Source organism: Azospira sp. APE16 (assembly GCF_047901315.1).
GTDB classification, from domain to species: domain Bacteria; phylum Pseudomonadota; class Gammaproteobacteria; order Burkholderiales; family Rhodocyclaceae; genus Azospira; species Azospira oryzae.
Window position 1 is genome coordinate 2,396,978 of record NZ_CP179682.1, and the last position, 22,850, is coordinate 2,419,827.

Annotated in this window: 28 protein-coding genes and 1 pseudogene; 17 read left to right on the top strand and 12 right to left on the bottom strand. The window is 63.3% G+C overall.

Annotated elements, in window-relative coordinates; all coding sequences use genetic code 11:
* Nucleotides 1–16 precede the first annotated feature (16 nt).
* Nucleotides 17–826: a MetQ/NlpA family ABC transporter substrate-binding protein gene (locus ACLSSQ_RS11430; RefSeq protein WP_130458224.1), complete on the top strand. Its 810-nt coding sequence runs from the start codon at nucleotides 17–19 to the stop codon at nucleotides 824–826.
* A 101-nt stretch (nucleotides 827–927) separates the two neighbouring features.
* Nucleotides 928–1,362: an alternative ribosome rescue aminoacyl-tRNA hydrolase ArfB gene (arfB, locus tag ACLSSQ_RS11435; protein ID WP_416242723.1), complete on the top strand. Its 435-nt coding sequence runs from the start codon at nucleotides 928–930 to the stop codon at nucleotides 1,360–1,362.
* Between the two features lie 91 nt (nucleotides 1,363–1,453).
* Here arfB and ACLSSQ_RS11440 read toward each other — a convergent pair whose 3' ends face one another.
* Nucleotides 1,454–1,864 (bottom strand): FKBP-type peptidyl-prolyl cis-trans isomerase, encoded by a 411-nt coding sequence (locus ACLSSQ_RS11440; protein WP_416242724.1) that lies wholly within the window; start codon nucleotides 1,862–1,864, stop codon nucleotides 1,454–1,456.
* 504 nt (nucleotides 1,865–2,368) lie between these two features.
* Between ACLSSQ_RS11440 and ACLSSQ_RS11445 the strand changes: the two genes are divergently transcribed.
* From ACLSSQ_RS11445 to ACLSSQ_RS11500, 12 genes are all read left to right on the top strand, one after another.
* Nucleotides 2,369–3,523, top strand: coding sequence for an ABC transporter substrate-binding protein (locus ACLSSQ_RS11445; protein ID WP_014237128.1), 1,155 nt, complete (start codon nucleotides 2,369–2,371; stop codon nucleotides 3,521–3,523).
* Between the two features lie 87 nt (nucleotides 3,524–3,610).
* Nucleotides 3,611–4,492 (top strand): branched-chain amino acid ABC transporter permease, encoded by an 882-nt coding sequence (locus ACLSSQ_RS11450; RefSeq protein WP_014237127.1) that lies wholly within the window; start codon nucleotides 3,611–3,613, stop codon nucleotides 4,490–4,492.
* Nucleotides 4,492–5,355 (top strand): branched-chain amino acid ABC transporter permease, encoded by an 864-nt coding sequence (locus ACLSSQ_RS11455; protein WP_130458221.1) that lies wholly within the window; start codon nucleotides 4,492–4,494, stop codon nucleotides 5,353–5,355. The genes ACLSSQ_RS11450 and ACLSSQ_RS11455 overlap by 1 nt, the downstream gene beginning before the upstream one ends.
* Nucleotides 5,352–6,134 (top strand): ABC transporter ATP-binding protein, encoded by a 783-nt coding sequence (locus ACLSSQ_RS11460; protein WP_416242725.1) that lies wholly within the window; start codon nucleotides 5,352–5,354, stop codon nucleotides 6,132–6,134. The genes ACLSSQ_RS11455 and ACLSSQ_RS11460 overlap by 4 nt, the downstream gene beginning before the upstream one ends.
* Nucleotides 6,134–6,847, top strand: coding sequence for an ABC transporter ATP-binding protein (locus ACLSSQ_RS11465; RefSeq protein WP_014237124.1), 714 nt, complete (start codon nucleotides 6,134–6,136; stop codon nucleotides 6,845–6,847). The genes ACLSSQ_RS11460 and ACLSSQ_RS11465 overlap by 1 nt, the downstream gene beginning before the upstream one ends.
* A 499-nt stretch (nucleotides 6,848–7,346) precedes the next feature.
* Complete coding sequence (locus tag ACLSSQ_RS11470) at nucleotides 7,347–8,213, top strand: DUF6602 domain-containing protein (RefSeq protein WP_416242726.1); 867 nt, start codon at nucleotides 7,347–7,349, stop codon at nucleotides 8,211–8,213.
* 83 nt (nucleotides 8,214–8,296) lie between these two features.
* Complete coding sequence (locus ACLSSQ_RS11475; RefSeq protein WP_416242727.1) at nucleotides 8,297–8,983, top strand: hypothetical protein; 687 nt, start codon at nucleotides 8,297–8,299, stop codon at nucleotides 8,981–8,983.
* Nucleotides 8,984–9,235: 252 nt separating this feature from the next.
* Nucleotides 9,236–9,601 (top strand): hypothetical protein, encoded by a 366-nt coding sequence (locus ACLSSQ_RS11480; RefSeq protein WP_416242728.1) that lies wholly within the window; start codon nucleotides 9,236–9,238, stop codon nucleotides 9,599–9,601.
* A gap of 389 nt (nucleotides 9,602–9,990) precedes the next feature.
* Nucleotides 9,991–10,794, top strand: coding sequence for a methyltransferase domain-containing protein (locus ACLSSQ_RS11485; RefSeq protein WP_416242729.1), 804 nt, complete (start codon nucleotides 9,991–9,993; stop codon nucleotides 10,792–10,794).
* 193 nt (nucleotides 10,795–10,987) lie between these two features.
* Nucleotides 10,988–11,356: a hypothetical protein gene (locus ACLSSQ_RS11490; protein ID WP_416242730.1), complete on the top strand. Its 369-nt coding sequence runs from the start codon at nucleotides 10,988–10,990 to the stop codon at nucleotides 11,354–11,356.
* Nucleotides 11,357–11,372: 16 nt separating this feature from the next.
* On the top strand, nucleotides 11,373–11,753 hold the full coding sequence (locus ACLSSQ_RS11495; RefSeq protein WP_416242731.1) for a YajD family HNH nuclease: 381 nt from the start codon (nucleotides 11,373–11,375) through the stop codon (nucleotides 11,751–11,753).
* A gap of 137 nt (nucleotides 11,754–11,890) precedes the next feature.
* Nucleotides 11,891–12,088, top strand: a complete 198-nt coding sequence (locus tag ACLSSQ_RS11500; protein WP_416242732.1) for a hypothetical protein — start codon at nucleotides 11,891–11,893, stop codon at nucleotides 12,086–12,088.
* On the opposite strand, the gene ACLSSQ_RS11505 is transcribed toward ACLSSQ_RS11500, so the two are convergent.
* On the bottom strand, nucleotides 12,085–12,255 hold the full coding sequence (locus ACLSSQ_RS11505) for a hypothetical protein (protein WP_014237118.1): 171 nt from the start codon (nucleotides 12,253–12,255) through the stop codon (nucleotides 12,085–12,087). The genes ACLSSQ_RS11500 and ACLSSQ_RS11505 overlap by 4 nt on opposite strands.
* Before the next feature lie 270 nt (nucleotides 12,256–12,525).
* On the opposite strand from ACLSSQ_RS11505, the gene ACLSSQ_RS11510 reads away from it, so the two are divergent.
* Entirely contained in the window at nucleotides 12,526–12,900 is a 375-nt protein-coding gene (locus ACLSSQ_RS11510; RefSeq protein WP_130458213.1) for a hypothetical protein, read from the top strand.
* Nucleotides 12,901–12,959: 59 nt separating this feature from the next.
* On the top strand, nucleotides 12,960–14,663 hold the full coding sequence (locus ACLSSQ_RS11515) for an ABC transporter ATP-binding protein/permease (protein ID WP_416242733.1): 1,704 nt from the start codon (nucleotides 12,960–12,962) through the stop codon (nucleotides 14,661–14,663).
* A 79-nt stretch (nucleotides 14,664–14,742) separates the two neighbouring features.
* Here ACLSSQ_RS11515 and ACLSSQ_RS11520 read toward each other — a convergent pair whose 3' ends face one another.
* The gene (locus ACLSSQ_RS11520) at nucleotides 14,743–15,336 is read right to left on the bottom strand and encodes a hypothetical protein (protein WP_130458211.1); all 594 of its coding nucleotides are present in this window, start codon (nucleotides 15,334–15,336) and stop codon (nucleotides 14,743–14,745) included.
* 20 nt (nucleotides 15,337–15,356) lie between these two features.
* The gene (locus tag ACLSSQ_RS11525; RefSeq protein WP_205231310.1) at nucleotides 15,357–15,920 is read right to left on the bottom strand and encodes a hypothetical protein; all 564 of its coding nucleotides are present in this window, start codon (nucleotides 15,918–15,920) and stop codon (nucleotides 15,357–15,359) included.
* Nucleotides 15,921–16,167: 247 nt separating this feature from the next.
* Here ACLSSQ_RS11525 and ACLSSQ_RS11530 point away from each other — a divergent pair, with 247 nt between their 5' ends.
* Complete coding sequence (locus ACLSSQ_RS11530) at nucleotides 16,168–17,850, top strand: ABC-F family ATP-binding cassette domain-containing protein (protein ID WP_416242734.1); 1,683 nt, start codon at nucleotides 16,168–16,170, stop codon at nucleotides 17,848–17,850.
* A 64-nt stretch (nucleotides 17,851–17,914) separates the two neighbouring features.
* Here ACLSSQ_RS11530 and ACLSSQ_RS11535 read toward each other — a convergent pair.
* The 8 genes and pseudogenes from ACLSSQ_RS11535 to ACLSSQ_RS11570 all read right to left on the bottom strand — a co-directional run.
* Nucleotides 17,915–18,172, bottom strand: a pseudogene (locus ACLSSQ_RS11535) (chromate transporter); the annotation flags it as partial.
* A gap of 127 nt (nucleotides 18,173–18,299) precedes the next feature.
* Nucleotides 18,300–19,049, bottom strand: a complete 750-nt coding sequence (locus ACLSSQ_RS11540; RefSeq protein WP_416242735.1) for a DNA-methyltransferase — start codon at nucleotides 19,047–19,049, stop codon at nucleotides 18,300–18,302.
* Nucleotides 19,012–19,209 (bottom strand): Com family DNA-binding transcriptional regulator, encoded by a 198-nt coding sequence (locus ACLSSQ_RS11545; RefSeq protein ID WP_416242736.1) that lies wholly within the window; start codon nucleotides 19,207–19,209, stop codon nucleotides 19,012–19,014. Before ACLSSQ_RS11545 ends, ACLSSQ_RS11540 begins: the two co-directional genes overlap by 38 nt.
* 130 nt (nucleotides 19,210–19,339) lie before the next feature.
* Nucleotides 19,340–19,702, bottom strand: a complete 363-nt coding sequence (locus ACLSSQ_RS11550; RefSeq protein WP_416242737.1) for a DUF1353 domain-containing protein — start codon at nucleotides 19,700–19,702, stop codon at nucleotides 19,340–19,342.
* 1 nt (nucleotide 19,703) lies between these two features.
* Nucleotides 19,704–20,273 carry a hypothetical protein gene (locus tag ACLSSQ_RS11555; protein ID WP_416242738.1) on the bottom strand — a complete coding sequence of 190 codons (570 nt, stop codon included), beginning with the start codon at nucleotides 20,271–20,273 and terminating at the stop codon, nucleotides 19,704–19,706.
* Between the two features lie 9 nt (nucleotides 20,274–20,282).
* The gene (locus tag ACLSSQ_RS11560) at nucleotides 20,283–21,278 is read right to left on the bottom strand and encodes a phage tail protein (RefSeq protein ID WP_416242739.1); all 996 of its coding nucleotides are present in this window, start codon (nucleotides 21,276–21,278) and stop codon (nucleotides 20,283–20,285) included.
* On the bottom strand, nucleotides 21,265–21,849 hold the full coding sequence (locus ACLSSQ_RS11565; protein WP_416242740.1) for a hypothetical protein: 585 nt from the start codon (nucleotides 21,847–21,849) through the stop codon (nucleotides 21,265–21,267). Before ACLSSQ_RS11565 ends, ACLSSQ_RS11560 begins: the two co-directional genes overlap by 14 nt.
* A complete protein-coding gene (locus ACLSSQ_RS11570; RefSeq protein WP_416242741.1) occupies nucleotides 21,846–22,826 on the bottom strand; it encodes a baseplate J/gp47 family protein in 981 nt (326 codons plus the stop codon). The genes ACLSSQ_RS11565 and ACLSSQ_RS11570 overlap by 4 nt, the downstream gene beginning before the upstream one ends.
* Between the last annotated feature and the right edge of the window lie 24 nt (nucleotides 22,827–22,850).

Consider the following 22,850-nt stretch of genomic DNA (forward strand, 5'->3'; position numbering starts at 1 on the left):
CACCGGAGCCATTGCCATGAAAATCATCCACACCCTGCTGGCCGCCGCCCTCTCCCTGGGCCTGGCCGCCGCCGCCCCGGGCGCCCTGGCCCAGGAGAAGAAAAACCTGACCCTCGGCGCCACCGCCGGCCCCAATTTCGACCAGCTGAAGCTGGGCATCAAGCCCATCCTGGAAAAGAAGGGCTACAGCGTGAAGCTGGTGGAATTCAACGACTACGTGCAGCCCAACCTGGCCCTGGCCCAGGGCTCCCTGGATGCCAATCTGTTCCAGCACGTCATCTACCTGAAGAAATTCGCCGCCGACAAGGGCCTCAACCTGGTGGACGTGATCAAGGCCCCGATCGCCCCCCTCGGCCTCTATTCCAAGAAGCGCGCCAGTCTCAAGGAACTGAAGGACGGCGACCGCATCACCCTGCCCAACGATCCTTCCAACCTGGCCCGGGCCCTGGTGTTCCTGGAACAGAACGGCCTGCTCAAGGTGAAGCCGGGCACCGATCCCCTCAAGGCCACCGAGAAGGACGTGGCGGAGAACCCCCACAAGCTGCAGCTGACCCCCATCGAGGCCGCCCAGCTGCCCCGCACCCTGGACGATGCCGCCTTCGTCGTCATCAACGGCAACTTCGCCATCGCCTCCGGCCTCAAGCTGAGCGAAGCCATCGCTCTGGAAAAGACCCCCGACCACTATCTCAACGTGGTGGCGGTGAAGACGGAAGACCAGCACAAGCCCTGGACCCAGGACATCGTCGCCGCCTTCAAGTCCCCCGAATACAAGGCCGTGCTGGACAAGCACTTCCAGGGCTACGCCCGCCCCGCCTACCTGCAGTGAGGCCGGCGCCCCGCGCCAAAGCAAAGGGCCACCCCGGGGTGGCCCTTTTTCATGGCGGCCCGGCAACGGGCTGGCGGCGGATTGGCGCAGAATGGGGGAAAATGCCGACCTGCCCCCCGCCAACCCAGGATTCAGCCGTGAGCATCACCCTCAACGAAAGCGAAGTGGAAATCGTCGCCATCCGCGCCCAGGGCGCCGGCGGCCAGAATGTGAACAAGGTCTCCAACGCGGTGCACCTGCGCTTCGACGTGGGCGCCTCGTCCCTGCCCGAAGAGATCAAGGCCAGGCTGCTGGCCCGGCGCGACCAGCGCCTCAGCAGCGACGGCATCATCGTCATCAAGGCCCAGAAGCACCGCAGTCTGGAGCGCAACCGGGAAGACGCCCTGGTGCGGCTGCGGGAAATGATCGCCGCCGCGGCCTTCGTCCCCGTCCAGCGCCGTCCCACCAAACCCAGCCGCAGCTCCCAGCGCAAGCGGGTGGACAGCAAGGTCAAGCGGGGCCTGGTGAAGCTGCAGCGGGGCCGGGTCAGCGAGTAGGGAAAAGGGGGAAACAGGGAAAGTCCGCACGGGGCGGACGCCCCGGGCCGGGGCGCGCTGTGTGGCGCCCGGGTCCCGCATCCGCCAAGGATTAGCGGATCACCTTGAGCAGTTCCACCTCGAAGGTCAGGGTGGCGTTGGGCGGCACGGCGCCACCGGCAGCACCACGGGAGCCATAGGCGATTTCCGGCGGGCAGGTGAGGCGGGCCTTGCCGCCTTCACGCATCTTGGAGACGCCTTCGGTCCAGCAGGGAATGACCCGGTTGAGGGGGAAGGTGGCGGGCTGGCCCCGCTTGTAGGAGCTGTCGAACTCGCTGCCGTTGGCCAGGGTGCCCCGGTAGTGCACCTGCACCGTCAGTTCGGGGGCGGCCTTTTCGCCGCTGCCGTCCTTGAGGGATTCATAGACCAGGCCGGAAGGGGTCTTTTCCGGGGCGCCCGCCTGAACGCCGGCGGCAGCCAGGGCCGCCACAGCGGTCAGCATGAGTTTTTGCCACAGTTGCATGATTTCTCCATCAGTTTGAGCGAAAGGCCGAATGCATGCCGGGCCGGCCGAGCAGCACTCGGGCGGGGCCGGAAGCGGTATGCAGCGCCCGATTATAGGCCGCCAGCCGCCATGCGGCGCCAGTCTGGAGCACTCGGCCATGAGCCGGGCACTTGCGGATTCCGGCACCGTTCGCCCCTGCGGGTTTCCACGTACTGACGCCGGAGGGCCCGGAGCCGGTATAATTGACGGTTTCCTCCCCATTTCGCATGAGCTGCCCGGGATTCGTCCCGCCGCCGCCCGCCCAACGGGGAACCCGGTCAAACCAGGACAGGCTGGAACCACAAGCTTCCCAGCCCGGGCCTGGGCGCAGGTTACGAGAAACCTGTGCCGGCCAGGCAAGCGCCGCGCCCAAAAGGCGGGCATTGCCGCACCGGCGCCGATATCGACAGGCGTTCCGCCAGGGCCCACCGGCCCGGCCCGACGCATTGGTACGAATCAAAAACAGAATTCACTGGAGAAACTATGCGCTTCCTGCCCAAATCCCTCGTTCTGGTTGGCGCCCTCGCCGCCGCCGGCCTGGCCCAGGCCGCCGACATCAAGATCGGCGTGGCCGCCGCCCTCACCGGCGGTGCCGCCCAGTACGGCGTCGCCATCCGCAACGGCTTCCAGCTGGCTGCCGATGAAATCAACGCCAAGGGCGGTGTGAACGGCAACAAGATCCAGCTGGTCGTCGAGGACGAGCAGGGCAAGAAGGAAGAAGGCATCAACGTCTTCAAGAAGCTGATTTTCCAGGATAAGGTGCTGATGGTCTTCGGCCCCACCCTGTCCAACTCCATGTTCGCCGCCGGCCCCGTGGCCAACGGCGCCAAGACCGTGGTCTTCGGCACCTCCGTCACCGCCAACGGCATCACCGACATCGGCCCCTACGTCTTCCGCAACTCCGTCATGGAATCGGACGTGCTGCCGGTGACCGTGGCCACCGCCACCAAGCACTACAAGCTGAAGCAGGTCGCCGTCATCTACGGTAACGACGATGCCTTCACCAAGAGCGGTTACGACGTCTTCAAGAAGGTGCTGGAAGACCAGAAGCTGCCCGTCACCACCACCGAGACCTACGTCAAGGGCGACGTGGACTTCAAGGCCCAGCTGACCAAGATCAAGGCCTCCAACCCGGATGCGGTGATCTGTTCCTGTCTGGCCGAAGAAGCCGCCAACATCATGCTGCAGGCCCGGGGCCTGGGCATCAAGGTGCCCTTCATCGGCGGCAACGGCTTCAATTCCCCCAAGCTGTTCGAGATCTCCAAGCTGGCTGGTGAAGGCACCTTCGTCGGCAGCCCCTGGTCCAACACCAACCCGGCGCCCGCCAACAAGGCCTTCGTCGCTGCCTACGTGAAGAAGTACAACGCCGAGCCCAACCAGTTCGCCGCCCAGGCCTTCGACGCCCTGCACGTGGCCGCCGCCGCCCTGCAGGAAGTGAAGCTCTCCGGCGACATCGCCGCCGACCGGGAAGCCCTGAAGAACGCCCTGCCCAAGGCCACCATCAACGGCGCCACCGGCCCCTTCAAGTTCCGTCCCGCCGTCACCAAGTCCGGCAAGCCGGGCGGCTGGGATGCGGATCAGAAGCCCTTCATCTACGTGGTCAAGGGTGGCAAGTTCACCGCCTTCGACGGCAAGTAAGCGACTGTCCGCGTAAGCCTGTCTTACCCACCAATGCGGGGCCGATGAAAGTCTGCCCCGCATTGCATTTGCAACTGGAATTTCACCATGCTTGAACAACAACTCCTCAACGCCCTGACGCTCGGCAGCGTCTACGCGCTGTTCGCCCTGGGTTTCACCCTGGTGTTCGGCGTGCTGGCGGTGATCAACCTCTCCCACGGAGCGGTGTTCATGGTCGGCAGCTACGCCGCCCTGGCCATGGTCAGCCACCTCAACGCCCCCCTGTGGGTGGCCATGCTCGGCGCCATGGTGGTCAGCGGCACCATCGGCCTGCTGGTGGACGTGCTGGTGCTGAAGCCCCTGCGCGCCCGCAACGCCCCCCACCTGATTCCCATGATCGCCACCATCGGTGTCGGCATCATGCTCACCAGCGCCGCCCAGGGCCTGTTCGGCGCCGAGGTGCTGCGCTTCCCCGAGGACGTCATGCCGGCCGGCGAATTCATGGTCGGCGACGTCCATGTACGGGCCCTGGAAATCGCCATCGTCGCCATCGCCTTCCTGCTCATGGCCGTGCTGTTCACCATCTTGAAGCGCACCCAGCTGGGCCGCGCCCTGCGGGCCATCGCCGAATCCCCCAAGGCCGCCTATCTGCTGGGCATCAACGTGGAAGGCCTGTTCCACATCACCTCCTTCGTCGCCGCCGCCCTGGGCGGCATCGCCGGGGTGCTGATCGGCCTCAACTTCAACGCCATCACCCCCTTCATGGGCCAGCCCATGCTGCACAAAGGCATCGCCGTGATCATCCTCGGCGGCATGGGCGACATCCGCGGCGCCCTCATCGGCGGCCTCTTCCTGGGCTTCGCCGAGGTCATCAGCAAGGCCTACCTGTCGAGCCAGATGGGCGACGCGGTGGCCTTCGGCCTGCTCTTCCTGATCCTGCTGGTGCGGCCTTCCGGGCTGTTCGGGCGCAAGCTGGAAAGGAAAGCGTGATGGAATGGTTTAACGACTTCTGGTCCACCTACAGCACCCTGGTGTTCTCGGTGGGCGTCCACGCCCTGTTGGCCCTCTCCATCTGGCTGACCCTTTCCTGCGGCCTCCTGTCCCTGGCCAACGCCGCCTTCATGGGCGTCGGCGCCTACGTCTCGGCCCTGCTCACCCTGCACCTGGAGTGGTCCTTCGGCAGTGTGCTGCTGGCCGGCGGCATTGCCCCGACCCTGGTGGCCCTGATCATCGGCGCCCCTGTACTGCGGCTCTCCGGCGTCTACCTGGCCATGGCCACCCTGGCCTTCGGCGAGGTGGTGCGCATCACCGTGCTCAACCTGGAGATCACCGGCGGCCCCGAAGGCCTCAACGGCATTCCCCTGGCCACCGAAGGCTGGCACATCGCCCTGATCCTGGCCGTCACCGTCTATGGCCTGGCCCGGCTGCGCCGCTCCAAGGTGGGACGCGCCTTCGAGGCCATCAAGGAAGACGAGGTGGCCGCCCGCCTGATGGGCATCAATGTGGACCGCTACAAGCTGCTGGCCTTCTCCCTCGGCGCCTTCATCGCCGGCGTGGCCGGGGCCCTCAACGCCCACTTCACCTTCTTCATCAGCCCCCGGGAATACGGCTTCGAAAACGCCGTGGACATCCTCACCATGGCGGTGCTGGGTGGCACCTCCAGCCTCATCGGCCCCATGCTCGGCTCCTCCATCCTGACCCTGCTGCCGGAACTGCTGCGCTCCCTGCAGGATTTCCGTTCCCTGGTTAACGGCGCCGTGCTGGTGCTGGTGGTGCTGTTCCTGCCCAAGGGCCTGTGGGAATCCCGCCGCATCCGCGCCTTCTTCAAGCGTCTCAAGGGAGGTCAGGCATGAACGCCCCCCAGCAACCCAATCTGCTCTCCATCCGCAACGTCGGCAAGCATTTCGGCGGCCTGCACGTGCTGCAGGACGTCAGCTTCGAAGTGCCCGCCGGTAGCATCTACGGCCTCATCGGCCCCAACGGCGCCGGCAAGACCACGGTGTTCAACCTCATCACCGGCCTGCTCACCCCCAGCGCCGGCCAGATCGACTTCCAGGGCGAATCCCTGATCGGCCTGCAGCCCCACCGCATCACCCACCAGGGCATCGCCCGCACCTTCCAGAACATCCGCATCTTCAAGGAAATGGACCTGCTGGAAAACGTCATGGTGGGCATGCACGACCACCTCAACTACGGCGGTTTCGGCATCTTCCTCAACAGCCCGGCCTGCCGCGCTGCCGAGAAGAAGGCCCGGGAACGGGCCCTGGAGCTGCTCTCCTGGGTGGGTCTGGACCACAAGGCCGACATGCTGGCCGACAACCTTTCCTACGGCGACCAGCGCAAGCTGGAATTCGCCCGGGCCCTGGCGACGGAACCCAAGCTGCTGCTGCTGGACGAGCCGGTGGCCGGCATGAACCCGTCGGAAAAGACCATCCTCATGGAAGAGATCAACAACATCCGCAACCGGGGCTACGGCGTTTTCATGATCGAGCACGACATGCGCTTCGTCATGGGCCTGTGCGACCGCATCGCCGTGCTCAACTTCGGCCGCATTATCGCCGAAGGCACGCCGGACGAAGTGCGCAACAACCCGGATGTGATCGAGGCCTACCTGGGCAAGGAGGACGAGTAATGAGCGTACTTCTGCGCGTACACGACCTGGCCGTGGCCTACGGCCACATCGAGGCCGTCAAGGGCCTGGACTTCCACCTCAACGAAGGCGAGATCACCGCCCTGGTGGGGGCCAACGGCGCCGGCAAGAGCACCACCCTGCTGGCCCTCTCCGGCCTCATCAAGCCCACCCGAGGCAAGATCGAGTTCCAGGGCGAGGACATCTCCCGCCTGCCCGCCCACCAGATTGTCGAGCGGGGCCTGGTGCAGGTGGCCGAAGGCCGGGCCATCCTCACCACCCTGACGGTGGAGGAAAACCTGCAGCTGGGCGCCTACACCCGGCAGGACAAGGAGGGCATCCCCGCCTCCATGGAAGAGGTGTACCAGCTCTTCCCCCGCCTCAAGGAACGCTCCCAGCAGTTCGCCGGCAACCTTTCCGGCGGCGAACAGCAGATGCTGGCCATCGGCCGGGCCCTCATGGCCAAACCCAAGCTCCTGCTGCTGGACGAGCCCTCCATGGGCCTGGCCCCCATCGTGGTGCAGGAAATCTTCCGCATCCTGGTGGAGATCAACCGCCGCGGCCTCACCATCCTGCTGGTGGAGCAGAACGTGCGCCAGGCCCTGAAGATCGCCAAGCACGGCTACGTCATCGAGACCGGCAAGATCGTGCTGGCCGATTCCGGCGCCAACCTGCTGGCCAACCCCAAGGTGGAAGAAGCCTACCTGGGCGGCTGACACACCCGACCGGGAGTGGCCGACAGGCCACTGCCCCACAAACAAGAAGGGACGCCATTCTCCCGGCACACCGGGCCAGGAATGGCGTCCCTTCTGCATTTCAGCGGCCCTATCTGTGCGGTGACGGGCCCCAGAATCTTCCCATCAAAGCTGCCGCCCAGGGGCGATGCAAAATTGCCACCTGCCGGCGTAGCAGGCCGACATCTTGTTCCTCCGGGGTTATCGAAGCTCAGGTTGCACCGGCTTTCCACCAGGAACGAATGTGGTGGAAATAGTCCCAATGCAGCCGTGCGCAAAAAACTGGAGACATGACATTTGGCTGGCCGACTGGCAAAATCAGCGCCACATTGAACCAGTCACGCATGCCACGCATGACCGCCATCTATCCCCGCAAATATTGCCGCCAATCTAGCGGAAGCCTCTATTGGGGAGCACCCCAGGCTGTCGCGTTTTCTGGCTTGTGCGGCGTTTCGCCAGCTACTTCACGTTGGTGCTCTCAATGACCCACTCAGCCACAAGTATCGCAATAAAAAGCTACTTTCAAGCTAAGCGTAAAGAGCTTATGGCCCTTAGCGAGTTGCCGGTTTGCAAGCATTCCGGACTTATCGGTGGACACCGGGAACAAATCTACAGAGCCTATCTCGCCGACCTCTTGCCGCACCGGTATTCGGTGGGCCGCGGGATGGTCTACGGCATGTTCCATCAGAGCAGAGAAGCAGACATAGTTGTCTGGGACTCGCACACCTATCCCTCTCTCCCGCTTCTCGATCACTCCTTCTTCTTCGCCGAATCCGTAAAAGCAGTTATCGAAAGCAAGAGCAATTGGAGAGCCGATGAGTTCGGTGATGTTCTTGTGAAGTGCAAAGCCGTGAAGGACATCGTACCCACAAAGGAACCATCTCTTGCCGACGAAGTTGCCATGCTCCAGCTTAACGTAGCTTCTCTGAAACATGGCACACCGCATGACGGAATGCTTATTGCGAATCCACATATTGGAACGACCGCAATGTTCCTCCGAGGCGGAAGCACCGTGACGCCAAAGCAACTAATCGCTCTCTGCGCTGAAGATATTGATAGCTCTTGGCCCGATGTACTACTTTTTCTTGAGACAGGACTCTTGGTTACAAAAAACTACCCAACAGACGAATCAAACCGTGGTCATCTTTCATTTTTCAACTATGGCGAGAATGCCCTTTTGGCATTCTCGACTGCATTACTCAAACTAATTGAAGATAGGGTGGTTCACAGCGAGTCACGCTTTTACCTTGAGCAATATGCATTCCAGATACTTACGAAAGAGCCAATATTCACATCAACATTCAAGCTAACCCGCTTTGCTCCAGGTCGAGTTCCGTTATGGGGATAGCCCAAACCCATCATTCCACCGGACCTTCACGAAAAGCTGCACAAGCCGGTGAATTCAGACGTTAGCACTCTCGGAGAACATGCATGCGTCAGCCGTACGAGAATATTCTTCTCGGAAATTTCATTCTGACCCTCGGTTATCTCGCAGGACAGCGCGGAATTAAACTGAATCAAACCGCATTGCAACTACTGCAACAAACTCCGGATGATCGTACTGTCGGTGACCTGTTCGCCAATTTGAAAGGCAGGAACTTCATTTTCGAATTCAAGCGCAACGAACTCCAGGTAAAGTCCGAGTTTGGAAAGCCACCACGTGCCAAGCTATTGGCAGCACTCAGACATCCAGATGCAAAGGCGGTAGCCGAGTTGTCGTTCCGTTGTCACTTCATGTGCTTCCCTATTCGAGTCGCAACAACCACTCTCTCGTTTATGCCATATGCCTCTATTCGAGATATCACTTCTCAAGATCGCCAAAACAGTCTTGATCTTTCAGAATTTTGCGAGGCCCTACTAGGCTCAGTAGCAGGGCTGGGTGTGCCCTATGAGCTGTTTTCAAATTACCTCGATGTCTTGGCTCATTTCGCCGACGACAACCCTCCCGACGGTGGAGGTGGCGGAGGCATGGGGGCAATCATGAATATTTCCGACAGTGGTGAAATCACGGTTGTCGAAATTGATAGTCTTCGAGTGTTAGCAAGAACACTCGATCATGAGCCTCAACCACCAACGCACACGAAGACAAGAACGATGTCTCGCGGTTTCGAGCGCTAACCAATCATTCCACCGGACCTTGCGCGAAAAGTCCGGCAACCTCCAACGTTGGAAGGCACTACGGAGCACACAGTGATATCAGATGCAGGCATTCTTTCCAGAATATTGTTCGGACTTCTTGGCCTACTCGGTTTTACGTACATATCAAATAGAGACAAGGCGAGCCGCTACGTCGCAGAGGTATTGCGGCATGCCAAGCTCATTGTCGAACATAAGTCTTTTCCTGACGACCGAGTTGAGTACGCTCACGAAATGGTCAAGAAGCTCTACGAGGGGGTATCTGGGGCGGTCGGCAACATACTAGCAAGCGATGACGTAGCAAAGATTCGCCAGGCCTTGTCCGCTGCGCGAATCTACTACTGGGTTCGGCACTACGATGGGATGTCGGGAGAAGAAATCCTGGAAATTGTTGACGAACGCCTCCGTCATATCAAACGCGGCGAGACCCGCCACAACTCAAACGAATACATCATTGAGGAGCTCAAGAACGTAGACCGACACTCTCCGCGACTTGCCGAACACAAAATTGAGCTCATTAGGGAAAATTGCTTAGCGGATATTGCTGAGCTTGAAGAGCTCGTTCTCAACGTCGTCATTGCCAAGTTGCGAAAGTGGTGACGCCCGACCCTTTTGCTAACACAGATGTTTCGCCGAAAGCCAGTGGAACACTAGTTACCTTGAAACTTGAACATCTACTTCCCAAGCAGACAATTACCACCTCGAATCGGAAGCCACCGTAAAGCAATGGCCGGTCTGAAAGCAGAACCGGCCATTTTTCATTGGGTACATCACGGCAACCGATGACCCGGCTAAGAGCCCGCGGGCTGCCCTCGAGTCACTGAGTGGCAAGGCGGGAAGTCCACTGGGTAGATGCCTCTCGATGCACCGGAATGGCTGCATTCGTGGGCATGCCCGGCCCGGCGCATAAGAAAAGAAAAAACAGCTATTTCCGCCCCGGGTCGGGCGGGCCCTACAGTGGCCGGCACAACGATCACCGTGAGCCGACCATGCCCGACATCTACAACACCATCACCGAAGCCGCCGCCGAGGTTACCGCCCGCATCGCCGAGGTGCTGGAGATCCGCGCCGCCGAGCCCCAGCAGAGACGCATGCTGGAAACCTATCTGGCGGAAATTCCCTTCCCTGCCAACGCCCGGGTCCTGGAAGTGGGCTGCGGCACCGGCGCCGTCGCCCGCCGTCTGGCCGCCTGGCCCGGGGTGGTGGAAGTGGTGGGCCTGGACCCTTCCCCCATCTTCCTCGCCAAGGCCCGGGAACTGGGCGCCCACCTGCCCCACCTTTCCTTCCGCGAAGGCGGCGCCCACGGCCTGCCCTTTGCCGACGGCCATTTCGACGTGGTCATTTTCCACACCACCCTGTGCCACCTCTCCCAGCCCTTGGACGCGCTGCAGGAGGCCCACCGGGTGCTGCGCCCTGGTGGCCGCCTGGCGGTGTTCGACGGCGATTACGCCTCCACCACCTTCGGCACTGGCGACCTGGACCCCCTGGAAATCTGCGCCCACGCCTTCCGCGAGCATTTCATCGACGACAGCTGGATCGCCCGCCGCACGCCCCTGCTGGCGCGTCAGGCCGGCTTCCGGGTGGATGCCTTCCACAGCCACGGCTACACCGAGAGCAGCGCCCCCAGCTATCTCTACACGGTGGTGGATCGGGGCGCCGACGCCCTGGCGGAAGAAGGCCGCATCGGCCGCCCCCTGGCGGAGGCCCTCAAGGCCGAAGCCCGGCGCCGGGCGGAGGCCCATCAGTTCTTCGGCCACATCGGCTACACCAGCCTCATCGCCGAGCGACTCTAGCCGCCGGACGCCCCTGCCCTGGCGGGCGTCGATGCCGGTGACGGCATAGACGTCGGCCACCGGCGCCACGCTGCGTCGCGGCCGCCACGTCAGGGATTTGCCCAGGGGCCGCATCAGCGGTTATGGTCGGGCATGGTGGCCGCCGGGGGGAAAGCCCTAGAATGGCGGCTGCGACCTTCACCTGGAGTCTGGCATGCCGCCCCGGAAACACCCCGCCCATCTGGCCCTCGTCCTGCTGTCCCTCGCCTGTCTCGCCGCCCCGGTGGCGCCGGCGGCAGCGGCGCCGCTGAAGGTGCTCGGTTTCGACGACATGAGCTGCCAGGCCTGGGTCCGCTCCCGGGACGAGGCGGAGCAGCGGGCCCTCTATCTGGCCTGGATGCGCGGCGTCCTCACCGGCCACAACTACGCCCGGCAGAGCCAGCAGGTTTCCGCCATTTCCAGCGGCACCATCGAGAACTACGTCAATCGCTATTGCAGCGAAAAGCCCACGGGGGATTTCGGCGACGCCATCCTACGCCTTTCCGACCAGTTCTCCGGCCGCAACGCGATCCTCACCAAATAAACGGCGGAGCCTGCCCATGAGCAAGAAGAGCATCGACCACCAGGGCCTGGACCAGGTGGTGCTGGCAGCCCGCCAGGCCCGGGACGAACGGGAAAAGGGCTACCGGGAACGGGCCCTGAAGATTTATCCGTGGATCTGCGGCCGCTGCGGCCGGGAATTCACCCACAGCAACCTGCGGGAGCTGACGGTGCACCACCGGGACCACAACCACGACAACAATCCCGTGGACGGCAGCAACTGGGAGTTGCTGTGCCTCTACTGCCACGACAACGAACATCAGAAGCAGATCGAGTTCGACCAGGGCAACCGGGCCACCAACGGCTTTGGCGGCGGCGCCAGCCATTCCCCCTTCGCCAACCTGAAGGCCCTGCTGGGCAAGGGCGAAGGTTCGGACTAGGCCCGCGGCGGCATCAACAGTGACAGCCGGGGAGCAGGTCCGCACCGGCCCGGCCGCCCCGCTTTTCCCCAGGACTTTCCTGATCCCGCCGGCCTCTGGGACCGGCCCTCTTCCTTCACCAGCCAGACACCCGTTTCATGGATTCCCGACCGGCACGCCCCCAGGCGCCCCTGTGCAACCGCTGCGCCCACTACTACATCACCCACGACGTGAGCTTTCCCTACGGCTGCCGGGCCCTGGACTTCAAGAGCCGGCGCCCGCCGATCCTGGAGGTGCAGGACGCCTCGGGCCTGGAGTGCCAGTACTTCCTGGCCAAGAGCGGCCCCCGGGCCTAGCGGCGGATGCCGCTGTGGCGGGCCTTGCGCCGCCAGCAGGCGGGCGTCTGCAGGGCCAGCGTATCCACCGGCTTGCTGCCGAACAGGGCCTGGGCGAAAGCCCGGCGCTCCCGTTCTTCCTGGGTGACGCCGGCGATGTGTTCAAACCATTTCTGAAGGCGGTTCATGGCGACTGGCTCCTCGATGTCGGATGGATTGCAAGGTTCGGTACGGTTCGAAATGCCGTCCTTGGATGCAAGAATATCCGACTACTGTATAAATGTACAGTAGTCGGATATTCGGCTTCCCCGCGCCCGGAACGAGGCCGCTGCAAGGGCCGTCCGCCGGGCCTGGCAGCCGCCCCGGAAGCCAATAGGGACGGCCTTCTCCACAGGGCGCTGGGCCGCCGGGCCCGGGAGTGCTATGTTCCGCCCTGCACTCAACACGGAGCCCCGCCCATGGCCTGGGAGAACACCCCGCAGACCTTCACCTCGGAACGCGGCCTGCGGGCCGCCCTCATCTTCGCCCTGGCGGCCGAACGCCTGTCCCTCTATTACGAACACGGCCAGTGGCTCACCGACGCCCAGGGCGCCACCCTGGCCGCCGACTGGCTGGCCCGCTCCAAGCAGACCATGGCCCTGGCCGAGCGCCGCCATCTGGCCGGCCTCAGCGACCGCCTGGCCCGGGACATCGCCGCCTCCCTGTCCCGGGAGGCGGGCCTGTACACGGCCCACGAAATGCTCGAGTCCCTCGATCCGAACTATCATTCCGACATGGCCCAGACCCTCATGGCCGAATGTGAGCGCCTGCTCGACAGCGAACCGGCGCCCTGAGCCGCCCCCCTGCCCGGGGCCTGCCCCCGGGCGCTTCGCCCGCAACGACAAGAACAACCATGAAAACCGTCGACCGACACCTGTGGCAACGCTTCACCGGCATTGCCGCGCCCTACTGGCGCAGCGAGGAGAAATGGAAGGCCTGGGGACTGCTGGTGCTGCTGGTGGTGCTGCTCCTGGGCCAGACCCGCTTCGCCGTGCTCTTCAACGAGCAGACCGGGGAATTCACCTCGGCCCTGGCGGCCCGGGACGAGCCCCGCTTCTGGGACGCCATCCAGCTCTGCCTGGTCCTGCTGGCGGTGGCCGTGCCCATCTACGGCTTCTACTACTACGTGCGCGACAAGCTGGGCCTGCACTGGCGGCGCTGGCTGACCCACCGCTTCCTCGACAACTATTTCAGCCACCGGCACTTCTACGAGCTCAACGCCGAGACGGCCATCGACAACCCGGACCAGCGCATCGCCGAAGACATCAACACCTTCACCCAGCGCTCCCTCTTCTTCCTCCTCATCTTCATCGGCGCCGTGCTGCAGCTGGCGGCCTTCAGCCACGTGCTGTGGTCCATCTCCCGGGACCTGGTGTATTTCCTGGTGGTCTATGCGCTGGCCGGCACCCTCATCACCATCTTCGTCTTCGGCAAGCCCCTCATCGGCCTCAACTTCCACCAGCTGCGCAAGGAAGCGGATTTCCGCTTCAGTCTGGTGCGGGTGCGGGAAAACGCCGAGTCCATCGCCTTCTACCGGGGCGAGGCCCAGGAAGCCCACCAGGTGAACCAGCGCTTCGCCAAGGCCTTCAACAACTTCAACAAGCTGATCCGCAAGCAGCTCAGCCTCAACCTCTTCCAGTACGCCTACACCCTGCTCACCATGGTGCTGCCCGCCGCCATCATTTCCTCCCGGGTGCTGTCGGGGGAACTGGAGGTGGGCCGCGCCATCCAGGCCGCCGGCGCCTTTGCCGCCGTGCTCGGGGCCATTTCCGTGATCGTGGAGAACTTCGAGGGCCTGAGCCGCTTCGCCGCCGGGGTGGACCGGCTGGACGCCTTCGCCCGCATCATGTCCGGCCAGCTGCCGGAGCAGCACCGCAGCGCCGGCCACATCGAACTGCTGGAGGAGCCGCGCCTGTCCCTGGAACGGGTCACCCTGCAGACGCCCGACGACGGGCGGGTGCTGGTGCGGGACCTGTCCCTCCAGATCACCCCGGGGGAAGGGCTGCTCATCGTCGGCGAAAGCGGCAGCGGCAAGAGCTCCCTGCTGCGGGCCATCGCCGGCCTGTGGTCGGTGGGCAGCGGCAGCATCACCTGCCCGCCCAGCGAGGACATCCTGTTCCTGCCCCAGCAGCCCTACATGCTGCTCGGCACCCTGCGCAGCCAGCTGCTCTACCCCAAGCGGGAACAGCACATCAGCGACGCCGAACTGCTGCACCTGCTGGAGCGGGTGAACCTGCCCGACCTGGCCGGCCGGGTCGGCGGCCTGCATGTGGAGCGGGACTGGGGCAAGGTCCTCTCCGTCGGCGAACAGCAGCGCCTGGCCTTCGCCCGGGTGCTCCTGAGCAAGCCCCGCTACGCCATGCTGGACGAGGCCACCAGCGCCCTGGACATCGCCAACGAGGAAAGCCTCTACCGCACCCTGGCCACCACCGACACCACCCTGATCAGCGTCGGCCACCGCACCACCATCCTCAAATACCACCGCCAGGTGCTGGAACTGGCCGGCAACGGCCAGTGGCAACGCCACCGGGCCGAGAGTTATCGCTTCATGCAGTGAGGCGAACTGCAGGCAATAAAAAGCCCCCGGTGCCGACAGGTCTTCCGGGGGCTTTGGCAGAACCTGACAGGCAGCAGTGCTATTCCGCCCGCAGAGCCGACATCTTCAGCAATTCGGCCTGCATTTTCAGCACGGCATCCAGTGCCGCCCGACGCCCGGAAAGGGAAAAGTCGGCCTTGAACTCGTCATACTCGGCCTGACCGTTGCCGGTGACCCCGGCCCGCCCGACAAACTTGCCGGAGGCATCGGTAATACGGCAGGAGAGATTGACGGCAAAGCGGGTCGGCGGCCAGGTAAAGGGACTGGGAGAGGAGGAATTGGTGCTGATCTCCGGCGTGATCACATAGGCGATGTCGCCCTTGGCCAGCACCTCGGCGTCGTTCGCGGATTTGAGCCGGGTAACGTTCTTGAAGACATTGCCCAGCATCTTGTAGAAGGCTATTTCCATGTCCTTGTATGGCTTGTAGGTGACGGAATCGCCACCACCACCTTCCGTGGTCACCGCACGCTCGAGAACGTCGGCCGGGATGTAGTAACCCACATTGCGCGGGATGGGACGCTCCGTTGCATCACGCTCGACCTTGGACAAATCCGGACCGATGGTCAAGGGATGGGCACAGCCGGCCAATACCGCCACTGCGGCAAGCGCCATCAGGCATTTGAGCAAACGCATTTTGAGTCGCCTTTCCCGGATCACTTAAGGGCCTGAATGAATTCGGCATCGGCATAAAGAGCCGCCAACAGGCGCTGCACCAGACCGGGGTAGGCTTGCTGGGCACGGGGAATGGCGATGGCACCGGCGAAAGAGGAATCCCACTGGTGGTGGATGGTTTTCACCTTGTCGTAACGGACCTGGTCGCCCTTCTTCACCACGAACCTCGCCCCCACATCTCCCGTGGCAACGCTGAAGCCCGTCGCGTCGATATCGTTTTTCAGCAGATCGCCGGAAATCTCCACATCCGTTCCGGCCTTCAGTTTTCCGGCCAGAGACAGTTCCTGCTTGATCGCCTCGGCCAGGTAGGCGGCGTAGGAATTTTCATAGGGCGAGTTCAGGGAAGAACCGCGCAGGGAAATGGGATTGGCGTTTTCCGCAGAAGGCTTGGATTGGAACTTGCCCACTCTGGCCCCCAGTTCGCCGCCATCCTTGAGCATCTGCACATTTTCGATGGAAGCGGAATACTGGGGAGCCATCATGGAACAGCCACTGAGCATGATGGCGGACAGAACAAGCAGAACGGCAAAAACTGGACGACGCATTGGATACTCCCTGAAAGACTGCGTTTTGTTGGAATGAGGCGGAAAAACTTCGCTCGATCGCGGGATGGGGCAATCCTCTCGCAGCGAAGCCTGGCGCGCCTCATCCCGAATCCTGACTTGATGCCATTCAAATATCAAGTTTTCCCGGCGACAAAATAGCCATGGCCTTCCGCACCGCCGCCCCGATTTTCCTTGGTGCGGGCGGCCCAAGTGGCTATCATGGCCGACCCTCTGGCTGGCTTTCCCCATGATCACCCTCAAGAACATCGTCCTGCGCCGCGGTACCAAGGTGGTGCTGGACCGCGCTTCCGTCACCATCAACCCCGGCGAAAAAGTCGGCCTGGTGGGGCGCAACGGCGCCGGCAAGTCCTCCCTCTTCGCCCTGCTCAACGGCAACCTGCACGAAGACGGTGGCGACGTTTCCATCCCCAGCCAGTGGCGCATGGCCCAGGTGGCCCAGGACATGCCGGAGACCGAGCAGAGCGCCACCGACTTCGTCATCGAGGGCGACACCGTGCTGCTGGCCGCCCAGCAGGAGGTGGCCGCCGCCGAGGCCAGCGACGACGGCATGCGCATGGCCCATGCCTATACCGCCCTCTACGACGCCGGCGCCCACGATGCTCCGGCCCGGGCCCAGGCCCTGATCCTGGGCCTCGGCTTCCACGTCGATGAACTCTCCCAGCCGGTGAACAGCTTCTCCGGCGGCTGGCGCATGCGCCTGCAGCTGGCCCGGGCCCTGATGTGTCCTTCCGACCTCCTGCTGCTGGACGAGCCCACCAACCACCTGGATCTGGACGCCCTGGTCTGGCTCGAAGCCTGGCTCAAGCGCTACACCGGCACCCTGGTGATGATCAGCCACGACCGGGAATTCCTCGACGCCATCACCAACGTCACCCTGCACATCGACAACGCCAAGCTGGTGCGCTACGGCGGCAACTACAGCACCTTCGAGGACATGCGGGCCGAGCAGATGCTGCTGCAACAGGCCACCCTGGCCAAGCAGCAGGAAAAGATCGCCCACCTGCAGAAGTTCATCGACCGCTTCAAGGCCAAGGCCAGCAAGGCCAAGCAGGCCCAGAGCCGGGTCAAGGCCCTGGAGCGCATGGAGAAGATCGCCCCGGTGCTGGCCGACGCCGAATTCACCTTCGAATTCAAAGAGCCCCTCAACCTGCCCAACCCCATGCTCTCCCTGCTAGGCGCCGACATCGGTTACCCGCCGGCGGAGGATGCGGCGCCCGGCACGCCGCCCACAGTCATCGTGCGCAGCATCAACCGCTCGGTGCACGCCGGCCAGCGCATCGGCATCCTGGGGGCCAACGGCCAGGGCAAGTCCACCCTGGTCAAGACCATCGCCCGGGACCTGGCGCCCATCGCCGGCGACCTGACCGAGGGCAAGGGCCTCAACATCGGCTACTTCGCCCAGCAGGAGCTGGACGTGCTGCGGCCCCAGGACACGCCCCTCGAACACATGATCCGCCTGGCCAAGGAAGTCATCGCCGCCGGCCGCAGTGGCTACGTAGCGGGCAAGGAACAGGACCTGCGCAACTTTCTCGGCACCTTTAATTTCAGCGGCGACATGGTCAAGCAACCGGTGGGCACCATGAGCGGCGGCGAGAAGGCCCGGCTGGTGCTGTGCATGATCGTCTGGCAGCGCCCCAACCTCTTGCTGCTGGACGAACCCACCAACCACCTGGACCTCTCCACCCGGGAGGCCCTGGCCGTGGCGCTGAACGAGTTCGAAGGCACGGTGATGCTGGTCAGCCACGACCGGGCCCTGCTGCGTTCGGTGTGCGACGAATTCTGGCTGGTGGCCGACGGCGCCGTGGGCCCCTACGATGGCGACCTGGACGACTACCAGCGCTACCTGCTGGACGAAGCCCGCCGCGCCCGGGAAGCGGCCAGCGCCTCACGCCGCCAGGTCGAAGCCTGAAGAGCGCCCCGATCCCAAACAAAAAACACCACCGCAGAGGTGGCGTTTTTATTTCTGCGGCCCACTACAGCAGCGGCAGTATCCAGGCCAGCAGCAGGCCCATGGCGCCGCAGCCGAGGATCACCGGGATCACCCCCAGCTGGTAGCGGAACAGGGCCAGCCCGGCCCCCAGGCCCAGCACCAGGGCCGGCCACTCGAAGGCCCCGCCCCAGCCCGCCGGCCACAGCACATGCCAGGCAAAGAACAGCGCCAGGTTGAGGATCACCCCCACCACCGCCGCCGTGATACCGGTGAGGGGGGCGGTGAATTTCAACTGGCCGTGGAGTAAAGCGGCTTTGATTTCTGGATGAAAATCGTTTGAAAAGCGGATGAATAATATTCGAAGAAATCCGGTGATTCCAGGACAGTGAATAACCGCCCCGATTGAGGGCGGTTTTCTTTTTCCGGGGTCAGTTCCCCCGGAGACGATCCACGGCCACCTGGTAGTAGTGTTCGCTGACCTCGATGCCGACGAACTCTTTCCCCTGCCCAATGGCTGCCAGGCCGGTGGTGCCCGATCCCATGAAAGGGTCAAGGATGCGCTGGCCACAGGCGGCCACCAGCGGCTCCATGAGGTCCAGGGGCTTCCCTACCTGGTGCAGCTTCTCCCCTGGCTTCTGCTGCACCCGGAACAGTCCCGCCGAGTAGGTATCCCCCACCAGCGGCCCCTTGCTGCCCCAGACAAAGAACTCGGTCTGCGCCTTGAAGCCGCCCTTGTAGGGCCTGGCGCTGCCCGCCTTATCCCAAACCCCGACACCGCGCCAGGTGAAGCCTGCCGCCTGTAGGGCATCGGAGGTAACGGGCAGCTGCCGCCAGTCGCTGAAAACAACCATCAGTCCGCCGGGGTTCAGCTTCTCGTAGCAGAGGGCCATCCAGAGGGCCGACCAATGCAGGTAGCTGCGCTGGTCTTTCGAGTCCCCGGCGAAGTCCGGCCACTGGATGCTGCCGGTGTTCAGGTACTTTGCCCCCGTGGAGGCCGCCCGGTTGCCTTTCGACTGGCCACCGCTGGAATAAGGCGGGTCGGTGACCACGGCATCAAAGAAGCCGTCAAGGCTGGGTATCACCGCCAGGCAGTCCCCCTGGTGGAGGTCTGCCCTGGCCAGGCGCACGTGCTTCTGATTGTTAAAGAGCGGGTGGTGCTGTTGTTTCGTTGCTTCCATGGAGTGTCCCCTTTCGGACTGACGCTCCATGGCGCTCGGGTTCGCGGCTCGCGGCCTTCACTTGGTTGATTGCCCCACAGCGGGGGCACTTAATCGACAGGCGGGTGTATTCCGCTTCTGCCAGTTTTTTGTTGCAAGAGCCGCAACGGATGATTTCCATGTTTGCTACCTACGGTGATAGCCTTCGGCCCGCTGTGTGCACAGCACGGTGCCTTGGCCAAACGCAGGCGCGTCTGCGGGCGGTGGCCGCCAGGAGTGTTCCAGCACCCCTGGCGGTCGCACCGTTCTTTTTATTGCCTGTAGTTCCCCCGCCCAAACAGCCGGACCGTCCAGTACATCACCATCCGGGTAAAGCGCGACACCCCCAGCACTTCCATGGCCTCCAGGAACGTCCGGTCGGCGTATGCCTTGCTGCCGATGGCCCGGTCGTAGAGGTAGTCATGGACGATAGCCGCCTTGGCGTAACGGCCATGGGGCGGAAACAGCGCCCACAGCAGCCTGGGGACCGTGGCCAGATCGGTGACCGTCCCCGCCGGTACGCTGATGACGGTGCTGCTGGGGAAACTGCCAACGTGATACTCAAACGGGGCAAGCACCAGCCAGCGGTAGTCATCAAGCATCCGCAGATCGGCGGGGGAGGTGAAGGAACTCATATCACCAGGTAATGGCCGCGATGTCCTCGACTGTCGCATCAGCCGGAAGTGCGTTGAGCGCATCTTCCAACGCTTGACGTTTACCGATTGCACTGCCGGAGAATTGGGCAAAAGCATCGGCCTTTAAGATGACCCGCCGAGCCAGTTCGGCCTTGTCGATGCCGCGTGCCTCGGCCAGCGCATCTAGCAACGGAGTAGAAGCACTGGAATCGGCTATGTAGGAACGTGCTTCGGATTCCTGTTTGGGCCAACTCAAGACCTCGCTCAATGGGTAGCCGGCCTGGATAGAAGCAATCGTCTCCTCACAAGAGGCGTTGATGGCTGCAAGAGCGCTAGCTTTGGGGTCGCTAGGTGGCAACGGCGGCTCGGGTTCGGGTTGCGGGATGTCTTCAAGGTCAAAACCAGCACCATTCCACTTCGCACGTTTGCCATCTGGAACGACCGGCGGTTCGACATCGACGGCGCCAGCAGGAATCAGGAAAGTACCGGGTTCCAACGGCGACTCATCAGCGATCGTCACGCCAGAAAAATATCCGTCGGCCCCCAGTTGCGATACTTGTTTTTGAGTCATTTGGATTCCTCAGAACTTGATACAGGCAAGTAGTGCAACGTTTATCGGTCGAGTCTCTGCTGCCGTGCGTGCCACAAGGGAGGCATCGAAGCCGAGCGTGTATTGCGATGCGGAGGTTGATCCTCCGTAATTCACAGAGGATGAAACGGTCTGTGTAAAGGCCCCGCTGGTGGGCGACCCAGGCGATCTGATAAGGGCAGACCCGGTGATATTCTGAATAGCATCCGTCTGAGATGACCCCAATGTACGTCCGGAATCGACCCCGCGCCCATCATCAAGGCCGCGAACAAAATTGCCGCGCAAATCCGGCAAATTGAACGTGGTCGCGCCGTCGCCAGCACCGAACGTTGTGCCGATCACGGCGAACAAAGCCGCATAAGCCGTCCGAGAAATCGCGGCACCGTTGGCTTTCAAGTATCCAGTCGGTGCACTGGCTTGCGGGACATAAAGGATGCCGCCGACAGGTAAAGAGGGCGGGAGGGCATGAGGCAACTGATCGATGATGACCATATCTTCGCCATCATATTCAACGTCCGCGACCTGCCCAGGCGCAATCACGGGCGCAACCTTTGCCCCGGTGCTGTCGTACTGCTTAAGGTTCTTTGCGCCGATCCCTGACACGTTGATCGTGTCCGCACCATTTCCCGCAACATGAAACTTGGCCCGGAAACGCTGGCCAGCGGCGTAGGCGTTGATGGCCGGGGCGGGAGTCAGAACGAAGGCACCAGACGCCCCGGTGGTGGTGAAGGCGGTATAGGTCTGTGCCTGGATACCGGCCTTGGTTGCCGCCGTGTCGATCCCGGCAAACTTGGCCACCAGGCCTTGCTTCAGCTGGGTATTGTCTGCCTTGTCCAGGATCAGCCCGGCCCACTCGATGAAGTGGGCCAATTCCTCCTGGAAGGCGTTCATGATCTCCGGCGTAATTTCCGTCGGCGGGCGCAAAGTGGCCTGGTCTTCGGCCACGAACAAGTGGTCTACGTGCCCGGCCCCATCAATTCGGTGCATAGCTGCCTCCTACTCCTGAAATATCTTCAAACCACAAGAAAACGTGGGATTGCTGGAAGGCAGACAGAGCCTCCCAGAGCACCGCCGGATCGACCACGGAGCGGTAGTAGAGCACCCGAAGCACGTAGCGGCTGCGGGTGCCCCACAGGCGGTCGCCAACGCGGCTGCCGCGCCCATTGCCCACACGGGCAGGCCCCAGCAGGTGTTCCACCCGCACCAGGTCAATGGGGAAGGTCAGGTCCGGTGCGGCCTGGCTCCACAGGCGCTGCCCCACCTTGCTGCCAATGACGAACGGACGGCGCGGCATCGTCTCGGCCAGGTCGCCCAGTGCCTCCTGGGCAACTCGCCGGTATTCGCTGATGTGCCAGCTGCTGGTCTTGGGGCGGTGGGTCTCGATAGCGTTGTCCAGCACCTCCTGGGCGGCTGCTTCGATGCGTGCAAGCTCTTCTGCAGTGCCCAGCAGCATGCCGTCGCCCAGGCCACCTTCCGGCCACTCCCAGGCCGCGCCGGGGGGCAGCAGGGCCTTGATGGCGTCGGCGAACTCGCGGGGGGTATGGGCCGTTATCTTCATGCCCAGACAATCGGGTTCAGCACCAGCACCTCGCCTGCGACCACTGCAATGTCGGCGGTCGGCTCAAGCCGGGTGTACTGGCTGGTGACAGTGGCAGTGGCGGCATCGATCTCGGCCATGGCCAGCAGCGAAGTCTCGCTTTCCTCGGCCATTACCGTGGCACCGATGGCGCTGGAGATGGCGGCCCGGTTTTCGGCGGTATCGAAGCCAGGCAGCAGGTCGATGGATACAGTCACCGCCCGCTTTACCGGAGCGATGACGCGCCAATCGGCGGTTGCCGGGGCAATGTCCAGCAGGTAGGCAGCCACGGCGTCCAGCACAGCCAGCGTCGGCAACCTGTCGGCCAGGCCGTTGCAGATCGGACGCACCACCACCGTGCCCATGCCCAGGACGTGCCGCTGGATCACGGCCCCGGTGACAGACGGGTGGGCGCTCTTGGCCCAGAAGCGGTAGTCCTCATCTTTGCCGGAACGCGCCCCACGGGTGACCACAGTGCGCCATTCGTCGGCTACCCGGACGCGCCAGTCATCGACACCCTCTTCTTCTTCGCCACCCGTGAGGCCGGGGGCGTCAATGGTCAAGGTGTTGGAGCAGCCGGGAATAGGATCGACCAGGGTCAGGGTCTGCCCGGCGACCAGGTTGCCCGCGCTGCCGGTGGTGGTGCAGCGTACCGAAACGGGAGTAGAGCCAGCCCCCAGAACCACGGCAGCCTGTACCGTGTAGTCCAGCCCGTTGGGGCCGCGCAGCTGGGTTTCCGCTAGCAGCTGCGTTTCGATGGCTCCGGTGGCCAGCGCCGTGCCGGTGGCGGCTGTCGCGCCCAGGCGGTCAACGCCGTAGAGGGCGGCCCAGTCGTAGAGCCGTTCCAGTTCGCAGGTCAGGGGGGAGCACTGCTTGTCGATCCATTCCAGGTGGCCGTGCTGGCCGTGGCAGGCCCGTGCCCATGCCTCGGACAGCGGCCCCCGAAGAACGGCAGGCATCGCGGCCAGGTCGGCAGCGATGCG